Origin of the sequence: Frigoribacterium faeni (assembly GCF_007988805.1) — a bacterium.
In the GTDB taxonomy this organism is placed as follows: domain Bacteria; phylum Actinomycetota; class Actinomycetes; order Actinomycetales; family Microbacteriaceae; genus Frigoribacterium; species Frigoribacterium faeni.
The window spans coordinates 95,706-110,092 of the sequence record NZ_BJUV01000004.1; the positions used below are offsets into that span (position 1 = coordinate 95,706).

A 14,387-nucleotide genomic window follows, 5' to 3' on the forward strand; every position below is an offset into this window, starting at 1 on the left:
AGAAACAGCATCGCCCCCGCACTACCTTCTACGGGTAGTGCGGGGGCTTACTCCTTTGGGCTAGCTAGCTTTCGACCATTCTCCACAACCACGTGTCTCAAAAATGTCACCATCTACCAAGGTGACAGTTGCAGGGCCATTGACAATGTTGTTGTCAATGATGTCGGCATCTGCACCAGTGCTTGTCTTCCAGACGTAGTAGCAGTCGGAGCTGTCCGCAAGAGAGTAGACGCCCGCAGCAACGTTGGTGCCGACGAGATGGATGCCATCTGAAAACTTGCTGTCCGCTACTACCTGCTCAGCAGCATCCAATGCGGCGTCGCGTGCGTCAAGTTCAGCTTCCTTCTCCTTGGCAGCAATCTCTTGCGCCTTAACAGCTTCGGCAGCCTCTTCCAGTTCACGGATCTGTTTGCTTTGGTCGGTAATTTTGGCGCTAGTTGAGTCAGCAGTGCGCCCCATACGCTCTTGAAGAGCGACGTATTCGCTTGTCTCTGTTGCCGCAGGGACGACAGCAAATGCCCCACCTGCGCCAGCTAACACCCCAACAACGAGGCTTCCACCCACAAGAAATACGCTTGATTTGCGGTTGCCATGTTGAAGCCAACGCGGACGGCTACGTCCTGGCTTCTCTTCACCCTGATCCTTCATAGGTGGATCTTAGGGAACGGGGTGTCTTCTCCGGTAGTGAACGATGGCTATCCGTGTCGTCGTGCGAACCACTCAAGGCATGCCAGCGGTCCGATACGTGTAGCGAACCGTTGGTCACCGTCGTACACAACCCACCCGTCGTGCGCGTCGTAGGAGACGCCGTAACCACGTGGGAAACCTGGCCGGTCGCAGCGGATCTCGTAACCGCGCGGGTTCGTGTACATCGCCATCGCCTGCAACGTGTAGACGCCCACCCGGTACCGCTCGGTCAGGTTGTGGCCGTCCGCTTCGAGTCGTGCTTGCCGGGAACGTTTGTCGGGTTGAACTGCCACGACACGAAGGGTAAGGCCGCCCTCTGACATGAGAGCCTGGACGCATGTCGCAACGAACCATCACCCAGCTCATCGACGACCTCGACGGCTCAGTCATTCCAGGAGGGATGGGCCGCACGGTCTTGTTTGAGCTCGACGCCACCACCTACGAACTAGATTTGACGGACGCCCACTTGGACGATCTCAGGGCCGTCCTGGCTCCTTACGTTCGCGCTGGGCGTCGAACATCGAAAAGCCTGGCTACGAAGCAGCGAAAAAAGAGGGCCGCCTGATCTCTCCTGGCAGTGACCCAGGGTTGCGAAGTATCCGGTGAACAAGATGAGGACCTAGGCACGAACCAGCTTTTCACCCGACCCTCGGCAGGCAGTTCCCGTTCCAGTGCTAGCTGATGATGGCGACTGCTAGCTCATCCGCGGCAGCACTCAGGGCGTCCCAATCGTAGGCGTCGGCGTCTCGTGGGCGGAGAAAGTTCACGCGGATCCGCAGCGGCTCTTCGGTGCCAGCTAGCAATGCATTGCCAGACGCTTTCGCCAGCTCACCCTGCGCATCCAGAAGAGTCCCGGGGCCAGCGAGATCATGCGCGACTAGCTGCTTCCGGGCCGTCTCGACTATCTTCGTCAAGTTTTTGCGTGCTGCAGCATCGAGGTTGTGTGTGCCCCACTCTCTCGCAAGCGAATGCAGCCCGGCGAGGAACTGGGCGGCCTCAGCGTGGACGACATCGTCCCGGGCGGCGACGCGAGTGTACCGGTTCGCCTCGATCTCGACCAGACCGTAGGTGTGGAGCTGCGCGATCGCCTCCCGGACGGGTGTCCGTGAGACGCCGAGCCAGTTGCACAATTCATCGTCGTTGAGCCGTTCGCCAGGCTCGAGCGTGCCGTCGACGATCGCAGCGAGCATCTTGTCGAAGACGACATCGCGTAGAAGTCGGCGCGGACCAGTAGATGAGTCGGAAGGAGGGATAGGCATGTCCTGACGATACATGAGTTCGTGTCTGATATGTCAAGCGCGCCGGATTGTGACGAGGGCGCTAGATAGTCTCAGAGATGGCGACAGTCGGCCAGGACCATCTCCTCAGAAAGGCTGGCGCGCGTAACCTCAATACTCTGCAGAGGGCAGATGTGGTGACGCACAGATCAGACTTGACAGATTCGGCGTCTTCATCTCGTCGACTGAAGTAACAAAGCACCTGTGCAAGGCCTCATGAACCAGCCTGCTGCAATGAGAAGAACGAGCAGAGCAACAGTTCGACGTGTACCTAAAGACGAAACCCAGCCGCTGCTGTATTGGCAGGCGTCTATCGAGACAGACCCAGATCGGTATGGCAAACGGCGTCGCCGAGTCGTCCGTTCTAAAGACCCCGACGAATGCCAACGAAAGCTGTACGCCGCCCTCGCAGAGGAAGCCCGCAAAGTACGCCGCCCAGTTCAGCCGCTTCTTCCTCCGATGCCAGCTCTCCACACGAGCGGCAGCACGGGCGAGTGGGTCCAATACTGGTACGAGGCCATCGCAAAAATGGAAGTTGCGCCAAAAACCGCTGCGACCTACAAGAGCATGATTCAAGGGCAGATTCTCCCAACGCTAGGTGACGTCCCTCTCATCGAGCTCAGTGCAGCTGACGTTAGGTCTCTTAGCGCCGCCGTCCGCGACAAAGGCCTGTCAGGAGCAACGGCACTGCAGGCGCATCGCGTCCTCTCGGCTTCACTCACCCAGGCATACCGCGAGGGCTACGTGCACCGAAACGTTGCACGGCTGACCAAGCCACCCAAGAAAGACGCGAATCGACTTGCAACGTTGACCGTCTACGACGCCCAACAAATTCTGAAAGAGGCAATCAGGGAACGGCTCGGTTCACGGTGGGCCGCAGCACTCCTGACCGGCGCGCGCCAGGGAGAGCTCCTCGGTCTCGAGCTTGACCGAATTAGCGACACACTCGACCTCTCCTGGCAACTACAGCGCCTCACCTGGGTGCACGGCTGCAAGTCATTTTGCGGCTGGCAACGCGGGGCGGAATGCCCCGAACGGTTCGTAGATGCACCTGCCGGTCATGAGCGTCGCGAACTCGCAGGTGGACTATGGCTCACCCGCCCGAAGTCCGCTGCCGGGTGGCGCGTCATCCCCCTTGTAGAACCACTTCGAACTCTGATCGACGCGAGGATTGAGGCTGCTCAACAGGAGCACAACCCCCACGGCCTTCTGTGGACGATGGACACCGGCCGTCGGCGACGCGACACCCAGGGACGACCTATCGATCCAGGGATAGACAGCAAGAACTGGCACCGACTTCTCGACCAGGTTGGTGTCCCGCACGTGCGCCTGCACGACGCTCGTCATGCCGCGATCGACCTGCTCTACGAAGCTGGGGCACCCGAAATAGTGATCAAGGACATCGTCGGGCACGCAAGCATCGACATGTCTCGCCGGTATCGAGGAAGACGCTCGATGACTCCCATGCAAGACGCGCTCAAGGCCATGGCCCAGATCCTCGAGTCACGGCACGGTGCATAGCTAGCACCTAGCACGACGACTATGTCCCGCGCTCACGTCTTTCCACAGCCTGTCCCAGCTCGGCCAGTGCCGTGCAAGGCTGCGCAGTCCGCACAGAGTCCGCAGAAAGTACCAATCAGTACCTCTACCGACCACTACCTACCGACATCAGAAGCCTGCATTTCCGGGCTTCGCGCACACCAACAACATCCCACATAGGTAGCGGGCGAGTACTACAAGTACCCCCTCAGCTTCGAGTTCATCAAGAACTGACGGCGGTCCCGTCACGCTGGGCGCGCCTCCTCGGGGAGACGCGCCCTTCGTCGTCCCCGCTCCGGACCGGAGGAGAGGGACCTAGGACGGGAGGAGGCGGCGGACCACCGCGTCCGCCATCAGCCGGCCCTCGCGCGTGAGGACGACACGCCCCTGCAGCGCGGGCCGACCCTCGACCCAGCCGTCGGCGATGAGCCCGGCCACGGCACGACGGCCGTCGTCGTCGAGCTCGGAGGTCGGCAGGCCCTCGCGGATGCGCACGCCGAGGAGGACCCGCTCGACACGGCGGGTCTCGTCGTCGAGGGTCTCGCGCCCGGCCCCGGGAGACTCGCCCGCGACCATGCGCTGCTGATACGCGGCCGGGTGCTTGACGTTCCACCAGCGCACTCCGCCGACGTGACTGTGCGCGCCCGGTCCGACGCCCCACCAGTCGTGTCCCTGCCAGTAGGCCAGGTTGTGGCGCGACCGGTGGTCGACGCCGCGCGACCAGTTGCTGACCTCGTACCAGTCGTAGCCGGCGGCGGCCAGACGGTCGTCCGCCAGCTCGTACATGTCGGCGGCCACGTCGTCGTCGGGGGTCGCGACCTCGCCACGGCGGATCTGCCGGGCGAGCTTGGTGCCCTCCTCGACGATCAGGGCGTAGGCCGAGAGGTGGTCGGGCTCCTGGGCGAGGGCGGCGTCGAGGGATCGCTCCCAGTCGTCGAGGGTCTCACCGGGGGTGCCGTAGATGAGGTCGAGGCTGACGTCCAGGCCGGCGGCGCGAGCCCACTCGACCACGAGCGGGATGCGTGCGGGGTCGTGAGTGCGTTCGAGCGTGGCGAGCACGCTCGGCACGGCGGACTGCATGCCGAAGCTGACCCGGGTGAAACCGGCGTCGGCCAGGGCGAGGAGGTACTCGGCGTCGACGGAGTCGGGGTTCGCCTCGGTGGTCACCTCCGCGCCGGGGGCGAGGCCCCAGGTGTCGCGGACGGCGTGCAGCATGCTGGTCAGGTCGGAGTGCGGGAGCATCGTCGGGGTGCCCCCGCCGAAGAAGACGGTGGATGCGAGGCGCGAGGGCAGCCCGACGCCCGACAGCACCCGGCCGCCGAGAGCCACCTCCTCGATCGCCTGGGAGGCGTAGTCGTCGCGACGCGCCCCGCGGAGCTCGTCGCCCGTGTACGTGTTGAAGTCGCAGTACCCGCATCGGACCCGGCAGAACGGCACGTGCAGGTAGACGCCGAAGTTGCGGTCGTCAGCGCCGGCGACGACCGACGAGGGCAGCTCGCCGTCCGCGGGAGCCGGATCACCGAGCGGGAGGGTGCTCGGCACCGTCAGTCGTCCGTCCGGCGGAGGGTCGGATCCTCGGGCGCCGTCTCGGGCGACTCGGCGGCCGTGACGGCGGCCGCACCGAGGTCGGTCTCCGGCTCCGGACCCGGCTCGTTCAGGCTCAGCGCCCGCAGGTAGCGGCGCGTGTAGAGGGCCTGCGTGCGGCGCATGAAGGGCTCGACCAGCTTCCAGCGGAAGGAGGACGGGCGCGAGAACGACCGGATCGAGAGCCAGACCGAGCCGTCGTCGGTCTGGTCGACGATCCAGGACTCCTCCCCGCTCTCGGGGTGACCGTCGAGGGTGCCGTAGGCGAATCCCTTGCGCTTGGGCTCGTCGATCACGTACACGACGCGGACGGGCGCCTCGACCCGACGCCCGTAGGCCTCGATCGTCAGCGTGGCCGTGGTGCCCGCGGTGAGGAACGGCGTGCCGTCGGGGGCGAAACGGGACTCGTCGGGCGAGCGCGTCCAGTGGGCGGGATCGACCGGCGCGCCGTTCTCGTCGAAGGTGACCGGCGTGTACCCGCCCTCCTCCACGGAGGGGACGTCGTCGACGCGCACCTCGATGCCGCTGCGCTTCTGGATCTGCCAGGTCATCGTGGCGGTCCACGCGGCCTCGAACCGGGCGTCGCCGTGCCCGACCCGGGTCCGGTACTCGGCGGGGGTGAATCCGCTCGGCGGGTACTGCATCAGGTCGGGCGCCTGGGTGGCCCCCACCTCGCCGTACGTGGTGCGGGTCTCGGTGTGCGTCGCGCGCCTCATCGGTCTACTTCTTGTCCTTCTTCTCGACGTCGCCGCTCAGGGCGGCGATGAAGGCCTCTTGAGGGACCTCCACGCGACCGATGGTCTTCATGCGCTTCTTGCCCTCCTTCTGCTTCTCGAGCAGCTTGCGCTTCCGGGAGATGTCGCCTCCGTAGCACTTCGCGAGGACGTCCTTCCGCATCGCACGGATGCTCTCGCGGGCGATGATCCGCGCGCCGATGGCGGCCTGGATCGGCACCTCGAACTGCTGGCGAGGGATCAGCTCGCGCAGACGTCCGGTCATCAGGACGCCGTAGGCGTACGCCTTGTCGCGGTGCACGATGGCGCTGAACGCGTCGACGGTCTCGCCCTGCAGCAGGATGTCCACCTTGACGAGGTCGGCCTCCTGGTCGCCGATGGGCTCGTAGTCGAGGCTCGCGTAGCCCGCGGTCTTCGACTTGAGGCTGTCGAAGAAGTCGAACACGATCTCTCCGAGCGGGATCGAGTAGCGGATCTCGACGCGGTCCTCGCCGAGGTACTCCATGCCGAGCAGGTTGCCGCGACGCTGCTGGCAGAGCTCCATGATGACGCCGACGTAGTCCTTCGGGGCGAGGATCGCGGCCTTGACCATGGGCTCGCTCACGCTGGCGATCTTCCCGCCGGGGAACTCGCTCGGGTTCGTGACCGTCACGGTCTTCTTGTCGTCCGTGGTGACCTCGTAGACCACGCTGGGAGCGGTCGTGATGAGGTCGAGCCCGAACTCGCGCTCCAGGCGCTCGGTGATGATCTCGAGGTGCAGCAGGCCGAGGAATCCGCAGCGGAAGCCGAAGCCGAGGGCGACGGAGGTCTCGGGCTCGTAGACCAGCGCGGCGTCGGACAGCTTGAGCTTGTCGAGCGCCTCGCGGAGATCGGGGTAGTCGCTGCCGTCGATGGGGTACAGGCCCGAGTAGACCATCGGGAGGGGCTCAACGTAGCCGGCCAGCGCCTCCGTGGCGGGCTTCGCCGACGTCGTGACCGTGTCACCCACCTTGGACAGCCGCACGTCCTTGACACCGGTGATGAGGTATCCGACCTCACCGACGGAGAGCCCCTTGCTGGGCGTCGGCTCGGGCGACGAGACGCCGATCTCGAGGATCTCGTGCGTCGACTTGGTCGACATCATCTGCACCTTCTCGCGAGGGTGCAGGGTGCCGTCGATCATGCGGATGTAGGTGACGACCCCGCGGTAGCTGTCGTAGACGGAGTCGAAGATCATCGCGCGAGGCGAGGCGTCGAAGTCGCCGACGGGCGAGGGGATGCGGTCGACGACCCGGTCGAGGAGCTCCTCGACGCCCATGCCGGTCTTGCCGCTCACCCGGAGGACGTCGTCGGGGTCGCCGCCGATGAGACCGGCCAGCTCGGCCGCGTACTTCTCGGGATCGGCGGCGGGGAGGTCGATCTTGTTCAGGACCGGGATGATCTCGAGGTCGTTCTCGAGCGCCAGGTAGAGGTTCGCCAGGGTCTGCGCCTCGATGCCCTGCGCGGCGTCGACCAGGAGGATGGCGCCCTCGCACGCGGCGAGCGAGCGGCTGACCTCGTAGCTGAAGTCGACGTGGCCGGGGGTGTCGATCATGTTGAGCGCGAAGGTCTTCCCGTCGCGCTCCCACGGCATGCGCACGGCCTGGCTCTTGATCGTGATGCCGCGCTCGCGCTCGATGTCCATGCGATCGAGGTACTGAGCCCGCATCGCACGGTCCTCGACGACGCCGGTGATGCCCAGCATGCGGTCGGCGAGGGTCGACTTGCCGTGGTCGATGTGCGCGATGATGCAGAAGTTGCGGAGGGACTCGGGCGGCGTCGACGCCGGCTCGAGTGCTCGAGATGCTAGGGGGCTCACACGATCCTCTGGGGGTGACGGGCGGGGGTTCCGTCGATTCTCCCACGGCTGCGCCCCGGGTCGGGTCCGAGCGGAGCGCTGCGAGTGACTCCGGCCCCGGGAGCGCGGACGCCGGAGTCGGCAACTCCTGCCCCCTGCGGGCGACGGGGCCGCACCACCGCGGGGCCGCGGCGCCACCGCGACAGGGGTGAGGAGTTGCCGACGCGGCGGCGGGCGCGGGGTGCGGGGGGCGGGGGCGGGCGCGGGGTGCGGAGCGCGGGGTGCGGTCAGCCGGGGCGGGATGCGGTCAGCCGGCGAGGCCGTGGAGCAGGCCGAGCACGCCGGCGGGCACGACGACCGCCAGTCCGATCGCGAGGGCGACGACGGAGCCGAGCAGCATCACGGCGGATGAGATCAGACCGACGAGGGCCATCGTCCGACCCTCGGGCTCACGGCGACGGGAGAGCACGCCGAGCACGATTCCGGCGATGGGGACGAAGAGGGTGAAGCCGAAGGCGATGGACGAGAGCCCGAGCACGAGGCTCCAGACGGCGAGGGGCGATCGGATGCCCGTCTCGACCGGGCGGTAGGACGAGGTGGTGTGGACGTTGTCGTTGACGTTGGACATGTCCTCGAGCCTAGGAACGCCTCGTCGGCGGTGACAGGGGGTTGTCCCCCCGATCCCGGCGGGGGCGGACCGCTCCGCCGGGCCGATCAGACGGCGGGTGCGGTCGCGTCCATCGTCGCGGGGGCGGGGAGCTTCGACAGCCCGCGGGTGATGACCTCGGGCGACGACGCCAGACAGACGCGGATCCACCCCTCGCCGCTCCGACCGAAGGCGCTGCCCGGTGCCACGGCGACGCGCTCGGACAGCAGGAACCCCTCGGCCCAGGCGGCGACGTCCCCACCCGTCGCGTAGCCGACGTCGATCCAGAGGTAGAAGGCGCCGGTCGGCTCGAGGTAGCGGATGCCCCGCCGGTCGAGCAGCGACGTCGCGAGCTCGAGGTTGCGACGGTAGTGGTCGCGTGCGTCGGCCACCGGCTGGTGGTCGCCCAGGATCGCGGCGAGGGCCGCATGCTGGTCGGGCTCGGCCACGCAGCTGATGGCGGCCTCCTGGACGGTGCGCATCGTGTCGGCGAGCCCGCGCGGCGTGACGAGGTAGCCCACCCGCACCCCGGTCATGGCGTAGGTCTTGCTGAGGGAGAAGACGCTGAACACGCGGTCGTCGTCGTCGAGCGACGCGAGGCTGACGTGCGCCGGGCCGTAGGTGAAGTACTCGTAGACCTCGTCGCTGATCACCCAGAGGTCGTGGCGACGGGCGAAGTCGAGCAGACCCCGGAGAGTCTCCTCGTCGTAGACCACGCCGAGCGGGTTGGAGGGCGAGTTGACGATGATGGCGCGGGTGCGCTCGCCGACGAGGTTCTCGAGCTCCGCCAGGTCGGGGACGAACCGGGCCGCCGGGGCCAGCGTGTAGGGCACCGGCACGGCATCGAGCATGTGGGCGTTCATGGTGAACGTCGTGTAGCCGGGATCGGGCACCAGGATCTCGTCGCCCGCGGCCAGCAGCAGCCCCATGGTCTGGTGGAGGGCCTGCGTCCCGCCGACGGTGACCCAGACCTGCTCGACGTCGACGTGGACGTCGTTCTCCCGGGCCAGCTTGGCGACGAGAGCCTCACGCAGCGGAGCGATGCCGCCGTTCGGGGTGTAGTTGGTGAGGTCGTCCGCCCACGCCCGACGCGCCGCATCGCTGATGTGCCGGGCCACGGGGACGTCCGGCTCGCCGACGACGAGCATGTCGACGTCGTCGAGCTTCGCGGCGATCTCGAAGACGCGGCGGATTCCCGAGGCGGGCACAGTGGTCATGTGCGGGGCGAGCTGCGGCATGATGGCACGGTACTACGGGCGACGCGACGCGCCGACCAGCCGCCGCTCGTTGAGAGTCGCGCGACCTGCTGGTAACGTTGCCTGTTGGCTTGCGCGTTACGTCTAGCAGTGGCGGAACGCGAACGCAGCCGAGAGCCGCTCCGGTGGCCATCACCGGCGGCAGCACCGGGTCGATCGACGCACGTCGCTCGAACGCTCGGCTGGCGCACATCCGTCCGAGACACAGAATCCAGAAAGTAGTTCACGTGGCAAACATCAAGTCGCAGATCAAGCGCATCGGAACCAACAAGAAGGCTCAGGACCGCAACCGCGCCGTCAAGAGCGAGCTGAAGACCGCCATCCGCGCCACGCGCGAGGCGATCACCGCCGGCGACAAGGACAAGGCCACCTCGGCTCTCCTCCTCGCGTCGAAGAAGCTCGACAAGGCCGCCAGCAAGGGCGTCATCCACCAGAACCAGGCCGCGAACCGCAAGTCGTCGATCGCGAAGCAGGTCGGCGCCCTCTGAGCCCGCCCCCGTACGAAGGCCCCGTCTCGATCGAGACGGGGCCTTCGTCGTCCCCTCGGAGCGACGGTGGAACCGCAGGACATCAGGAGGCGCGCCGCAGCCCGGGCGGGAACGACCCCGCCACCCGAGAGCGGGCCGGTGTCAGCGCGGGTCCGAGCCGCGCAAGGACACGGTCGTCACCATGCGCTCGAGCGCGTACACCGCGTCGCGCTCCGCTCCCTTGACCGCGGCGTCGGTGGCGGCGACCACCTCGATGCACCGCCCCAGCCCCTCCTCGCTCCAGCCCCGGACCTCGCGCTGGGCCCTCTCGACCTGCCACGGAGCCATGCCGAAGCGCGAGGCGAGCTGACCGGAGGGGCCGTAGGCGCCCTGCACCTTCGCCATGCCGCGGATCTTCATCGCGAACGCGGCCACCACCGGCACGGGGTCCGCTCCGGACGCGAGCGCGTGGCGCAGCAGCACCAGGGCCTCGCCCTGCCTCCCCGCCACGGCGGCGTCGGCGACCTTGAACGCGTTGGTCTCGACGCGACCCGCGTAGTACTTCTCGACGGTGGCCTCGGTGATCTCCTCGGCCGCGTCGGAGATGAGCTGCTGGCACGCGCTCGCCAGCTCGGCGAGGTCGTCGTTGAAGGCGGTCACGAGGGCGCGCAGGGCACCGGAGGTGATCCGGCGACGTTCGCTCGCGAACTCGGCCGCCGCGAAGTCGAGCTTCTCGGTGTCCTTCTTGAGTTCGGCGCAGACGACCTCGAGCCCCCCGCCCGCTCCGGAGCGCACCGTGTCGAGCAGCTTCTTGCCCCGCACTCCCCCGCCGTGCCGGAGCACCAGATAGGTGTCGTCGGCGGGCGACTCCAGGTAGCGGAGGGTCTCGGTCAGGAAGGCGTCGGTGCACTTCTCGACGTTGGCCACGCGGATCAGCCGCGGCTCGGCGAAGAGCGACGGGCTGGCGAGCGTGATGAGCTCGCCCGGCTGGTAGTGGTCGGCCTCGAGGTCGTTGACCTCGAGGCTGGGGTCCTCGGCCACCAGCTGGTCGCGGAGCTGCCGGACGGCGCGGTCGGCGAGGAACTGCTCGGGCCCGCTGACGAGGATCACGGCGGCGGGCCGGATCTGCTCCCACCCGACCTGGTCGATGACGACGCCGGTCTTCTTCGCCGGTCTCCCGGTCGCCCGTGCGGCCACGATCCTCCTCCGGCGACCGGATGCGGAACGGGCGCCGCGACCAGCGTAGACGAGGCGTCGGGTGCCGTGTCCCGCTGACGCCAGAGCCGCATCCTGGACTCGCCGACGACGACCGCCGCCGCACCGTCGAGGTCCGTCCGGGTGACGGCCGCCCCCGTCTCGCCGAGCACGTCGAGCAGACTCCGGCTCGGGTGCCCGTAGGTGTTCCCGGCCCCCACTCCGATCAGGGCCACGCCCGCCCCGATCTCGCGGTAGAGCGCGGCGTCCTGATCGGCGGAGCCGTGATGGGCCACCTTGACGACGTCGACCCCGGTCAGCGCCCCGGAGACCGCGCCCCGGAACCGTCGCTGCGCGGTCTCGCCCAGGTCGCCGAGCGCGAGCAGGTCGAGACACCCCTCTCGGCACGACGCCCCCGGAGAGAAGCGCAGGACGAGGCTGGCGTCGTTGCCGGCCGCGGGAGCCAAACCCTCGCCCGGAGGCCAGAGGACCTCCCACGACAGCTCGCCGAGTCCCCCCGACGTGCCTGCCCGTGCGTCGACCACCGACGCCCCCGCGGTCTGCAGACCGTCGATCACAGCCCGGTCGCGGTCGCGTCCCGGCGGCCCGACGAGGACCACCTCGGTGCGACCCTCCACGACGCTCACGGCCCCCACGTGGTCGGAGTCGAAGTGGGTCAGGACGAGGAGGTGCACCTCCCCCACCCCGAACAGCTCCAGACAGTCTCGGAGCGCGTCGACGTCGTCGCCCACGTCGATCAGGGCCACGTCGTCTCCGCTGCGGACCAGCACGGCGTCTCCCTGCCCCACGTCGCACTGGGCGATCGTCCAGTCCCGGGGAACGCCGACGCGGGCCCCCAGGCGGGTGCCCGCCACCGCCCCGGCGGAGAGCACGACGACGGCGACGAGCGACACGGCCGCGGCCCGCCGGACGCGCCCTCCCCGGGCCGCCAGCACGAGGACGACGATCAGCGCCGTCAGGAGCACGAGGAGCCCGACCGCCGCCGCGCTCCGCCCCCACTCGAGACGAGCCGCGGGCCACGTCGAGACCGACCGGGCCACGGCGGCCACCCACGACGCCGGGCCCCACGCGATGCCCGCGACGAACGCCGCCGGACCCGGCGCCCACCCGGCGGTGGCGCACACCACGAGCCCGAGCACGGTGGCCAGGGGCGCGGCGGGCTCGGCGAGCACGTTCGCGACCACGCCGTGCACGGGCAGCCCCGGGTCGAGCAGCAGCAGGACGGGCCCGCAGGCGAGCTGCGCCGCGATCGGCACCGCGAGGATCAGGGCGAGGGGTTCGGGGAGCACACGCGCCAGGAGCCGGGCGACGGGCGCGGCGAGCACGACGAGGCCGGCGGTCGCGAGCACGGAGAGCGCGAACCCGACGTCGCGGGAGATCCAGGGATCGGCGATGAGCATCACGCTGACGGCGACCGCCACGACGGGCAGCCCGGACACCGGTCGCGAGCCGGCGAGATGCCCCAGCACGAGCAACGCCATGATCGTCGCGCGCACGATGCTGGCGTCGGGGGTGACGAGCACGAGGAACGCCGCGAGGACCCCGGACGCCGCGACGACCCGCACGACCCGGCGGAGCCGCAGCACTCCGCCGATCATCATCGTCAGGGCCACCAGGACGGCGCAGTTCGAGCCCGACACCGCGGTGAGGTGCGAGAGCGAGGAGGTGCGCATCGCGTCGCGCAGGTCGTCGGGCACTGCCGACGTGTCGCCGATCGTCAGGCCCGGCAGCAGGGCGCCGCCGTCGCCCGGCAGCCCTTCGGCGACATCCCGGAAGGAGGCGCGCATCGCCTCGGTGCGCCCGGCGAGACCCGCTGCCGGGGCACCCGCTCGCAGGACGCCCCGGGCCGCGACGACGAACGCCGCGTCTCCCCCGGGCTCGACGGGCAGGACGGTGGCTCGGAACGTGATCGCCTGCCCCACGCCGACCGGCTGATCGACCCGCGGACCCAGGACGAGCATCGACGCGGCGCCCTGCCAGACCCGCTGACCGCTGCGCACCGTCCGCGCCTCGACGGCCGCCGCCGACGAGTCGGCGGTGATGCGCTCCCCCGCCACGGCCTCGATCTCGACGGTGTGCGCGACGGACGCCACGAGGTCGGGCGGATAGCGCACGTCGTGGCGCAGGGCCGCCCCGCCCAGCAGGAGCCCCGTCAGCCCGGTCACCAGCGCCACGACCGGGGCCAGCCCCGAGACGGCGGACCGGCCGCGGGTCGATCGACCGGGCGAGCGGCGGCCGATGAGCTCGACCACGAGCGATGCGAGCGAGAGGGCCGCCAGAGCGGCCGCGGTCGGCCCGACGAGCGGCGGCTGGGGCAGCGCCAGCACGAGGCCGAGCCAGCCGACCCCGACCGGAAGGGCCCAGCGCAGGTCGAGCGGGGCGGGCCCGTCGTTCACACCGTCACCTGCGGACGCAGCTTCTCGAGCGTCTTCTCGCCGATGCCGGACACCCCGAGCAGGTCGTCGACCGAGCGGAAGGTCCCGTTCTGCTGGCGCCAGTCGAGGATGGCGCCAGCCGTCGCCGGCCCCACACCGGGCAGGGTCTGCAACGCGGCGTCGTCGGCCGTGTTGAGGTTCACCAGCGACCCGGCACCGCCCCCACCGGCGGCACCTCCGTCTCCGTCGACCGCACCTCCGCCGACCGCGCCCCCGCCGTCCGCCCCGGAGTCCGCGACGACCTCGCCCACCGCCGGCACCTTCAGCTGCTCGCCGTCGACGAGGGGCCGCGCGAGGTTGACCCCGGCAGGATCGGCCTCGTCGCCGAACCCGCCGGCCGCGGCGATCACGTCGACCACCCGGGCCCCCGCGGCCAGCTCGTAGAGCCCGGGCGAGACGACCGCGCCGTGGACGTGGACGAACAGCACGCCGCCCACCGACGACGGCTCGGACGTGGCCGCCCACGACGACGCGTCCGCAGACGGCGCCGACGTGACCGTGGTCGACCCCGCACCCTGCGCCGTCGACAGCGCCGAGACCGCGATGGTCACGGCGAGAGCGGCGAGCACGAGGACGACGGCGGCCCCCGCACCCGTCCGCCAGCGCGGACCGCGCGACGGATCGGGAGCGGAGCGGAAGGCGACGGTCATGGAGGCACGCTACGAGCCGCCCACCGACCCGCCGGAACGACCGCGGCCGCCCTGGGGATCCAGGACGGCCGCGGTGATCCG

General features: G+C 69.1%; 14 protein-coding genes. 3 read left to right on the plus strand and 11 right to left on the minus strand.

Annotation, left to right across the window (positions count from 1 at the left end; all coding sequences use genetic code 11):
* Window positions 1-60 precede the first annotated feature (60 nt).
* Window positions 61-648, minus strand: coding sequence for an Rv1352/Rv1906c domain-containing protein (locus FFA01_RS03210; protein WP_146852934.1), 588 nt, complete (start codon window positions 646-648; stop codon window positions 61-63).
* A 47-nt stretch (window positions 649-695) separates the two neighbouring features.
* The gene (locus tag FFA01_RS03215; protein ID WP_146852936.1) at window positions 696-980 is read right to left on the minus strand and encodes a hypothetical protein; all 285 of its coding nucleotides are present in this window, start codon (window positions 978-980) and stop codon (window positions 696-698) included.
* 44 nt (window positions 981-1,024) lie between these two features.
* Between FFA01_RS03215 and FFA01_RS03220 the strand changes: the two genes are divergently transcribed.
* Window positions 1,025-1,252, plus strand: a complete 228-nt coding sequence (locus tag FFA01_RS03220; protein WP_146852938.1) for an Lsr2 dimerization domain-containing protein — start codon at window positions 1,025-1,027, stop codon at window positions 1,250-1,252.
* A 109-nt stretch (window positions 1,253-1,361) separates the two neighbouring features.
* Here the strand turns inward: FFA01_RS03220 and FFA01_RS03225 are convergent, their stop codons facing one another.
* Window positions 1,362-1,946: a GntR family transcriptional regulator gene (locus FFA01_RS03225; RefSeq protein WP_146852940.1), complete on the minus strand. Its 585-nt coding sequence runs from the start codon at window positions 1,944-1,946 to the stop codon at window positions 1,362-1,364.
* Between the two features lie 252 nt (window positions 1,947-2,198).
* Here FFA01_RS03225 and FFA01_RS03230 point away from each other — a divergent pair, with 252 nt between their 5' ends.
* Window positions 2,199-3,485: a tyrosine-type recombinase/integrase gene (locus tag FFA01_RS03230; protein WP_167627271.1), complete on the plus strand. Its 1,287-nt coding sequence runs from the start codon at window positions 2,199-2,201 to the stop codon at window positions 3,483-3,485.
* Window positions 3,486-3,818: 333 nt separating this feature from the next.
* Here the strand turns inward: FFA01_RS03230 and hemW are convergent, their stop codons facing one another.
* The 5 genes from hemW to FFA01_RS03255 form a co-directional block, all read right to left on the minus strand.
* Entirely contained in the window at window positions 3,819-5,045 is a 1,227-nt protein-coding gene (hemW, locus tag FFA01_RS03235) for a radical SAM family heme chaperone HemW (RefSeq protein ID WP_146852944.1), read from the minus strand.
* Window positions 5,046-5,047: 2 nt separating this feature from the next.
* Entirely contained in the window at window positions 5,048-5,803 is a 756-nt protein-coding gene (locus FFA01_RS03240; RefSeq protein ID WP_146852947.1) for a DUF1990 domain-containing protein, read from the minus strand.
* Window positions 5,804-5,807: 4 nt separating this feature from the next.
* Complete coding sequence (gene lepA, locus FFA01_RS03245; protein ID WP_146852949.1) at window positions 5,808-7,658, minus strand: translation elongation factor 4; 1,851 nt, start codon at window positions 7,656-7,658, stop codon at window positions 5,808-5,810.
* Between the two features lie 286 nt (window positions 7,659-7,944).
* Window positions 7,945-8,265: a DUF4190 domain-containing protein gene (locus FFA01_RS03250; protein WP_146852951.1), complete on the minus strand. Its 321-nt coding sequence runs from the start codon at window positions 8,263-8,265 to the stop codon at window positions 7,945-7,947.
* 86 nt (window positions 8,266-8,351) lie between these two features.
* Window positions 8,352-9,521: a pyridoxal phosphate-dependent aminotransferase gene (locus FFA01_RS03255; protein WP_146852953.1), complete on the minus strand. Its 1,170-nt coding sequence runs from the start codon at window positions 9,519-9,521 to the stop codon at window positions 8,352-8,354.
* 245 nt (window positions 9,522-9,766) lie between these two features.
* Between FFA01_RS03255 and rpsT the strand changes: the two genes are divergently transcribed.
* Window positions 9,767-10,027 carry a 30S ribosomal protein S20 gene (gene rpsT / locus FFA01_RS03260; protein ID WP_146852955.1) on the plus strand — a complete coding sequence of 87 codons (261 nt, stop codon included), beginning with the start codon at window positions 9,767-9,769 and terminating at the stop codon, window positions 10,025-10,027.
* A gap of 141 nt (window positions 10,028-10,168) precedes the next feature.
* On the opposite strand, the gene holA is transcribed toward rpsT, so the two are convergent.
* From holA to FFA01_RS03275, 3 genes are read right to left on the minus strand one after another with little or no spacing between them, the layout of a single operon-like run.
* Entirely contained in the window at window positions 10,169-11,203 is a 1,035-nt protein-coding gene (gene holA, locus FFA01_RS03265) for a DNA polymerase III subunit delta (protein WP_146852957.1), read from the minus strand.
* On the minus strand, window positions 11,113-13,617 hold the full coding sequence (locus FFA01_RS03270) for a ComEC/Rec2 family competence protein (protein ID WP_146852959.1): 2,505 nt from the start codon (window positions 13,615-13,617) through the stop codon (window positions 11,113-11,115). The genes holA and FFA01_RS03270 overlap by 91 nt, the downstream gene beginning before the upstream one ends.
* Window positions 13,614-14,306: a ComEA family DNA-binding protein gene (locus tag FFA01_RS03275; protein WP_146852961.1), complete on the minus strand. Its 693-nt coding sequence runs from the start codon at window positions 14,304-14,306 to the stop codon at window positions 13,614-13,616. Before FFA01_RS03275 ends, FFA01_RS03270 begins: the two co-directional genes overlap by 4 nt.
* Window positions 14,307-14,387: the final 81 nt, after the last annotated feature.

Coding starts and splice junctions, on each gene's coding strand:
- FFA01_RS03255 (WP_146852953.1), bottom strand. CDS start 9,521: ATGCCGCAGCTCGCCCCGCACATGACCACTGTGCCCGCCTCGGGAATC.
- FFA01_RS03250 (WP_146852951.1), bottom strand. CDS start 8,265: ATGTCCAACGTCAACGACAACGTCCACACCACCTCGTCCTACCGCCCG.
- FFA01_RS03275 (WP_146852961.1), bottom strand. CDS start 14,306: ATGACCGTCGCCTTCCGCTCCGCTCCCGATCCGTCGCGCGGTCCGCGC.
- FFA01_RS03225 (WP_146852940.1), bottom strand. CDS start 1,946: ATGCCTATCCCTCCTTCCGACTCATCTACTGGTCCGCGCCGACTTCTA.
- FFA01_RS03230 (WP_167627271.1), top strand. CDS start 2,199: ATGAGAAGAACGAGCAGAGCAACAGTTCGACGTGTACCTAAAGACGAA.
- FFA01_RS03240 (WP_146852947.1), bottom strand. CDS start 5,803: ATGAGGCGCGCGACGCACACCGAGACCCGCACCACGTACGGCGAGGTG.
- FFA01_RS03220 (WP_146852938.1), top strand. CDS start 1,025: ATGTCGCAACGAACCATCACCCAGCTCATCGACGACCTCGACGGCTCA.
- FFA01_RS03210 (WP_146852934.1), bottom strand. CDS start 648: ATGAAGGATCAGGGTGAAGAGAAGCCAGGACGTAGCCGTCCGCGTTGG.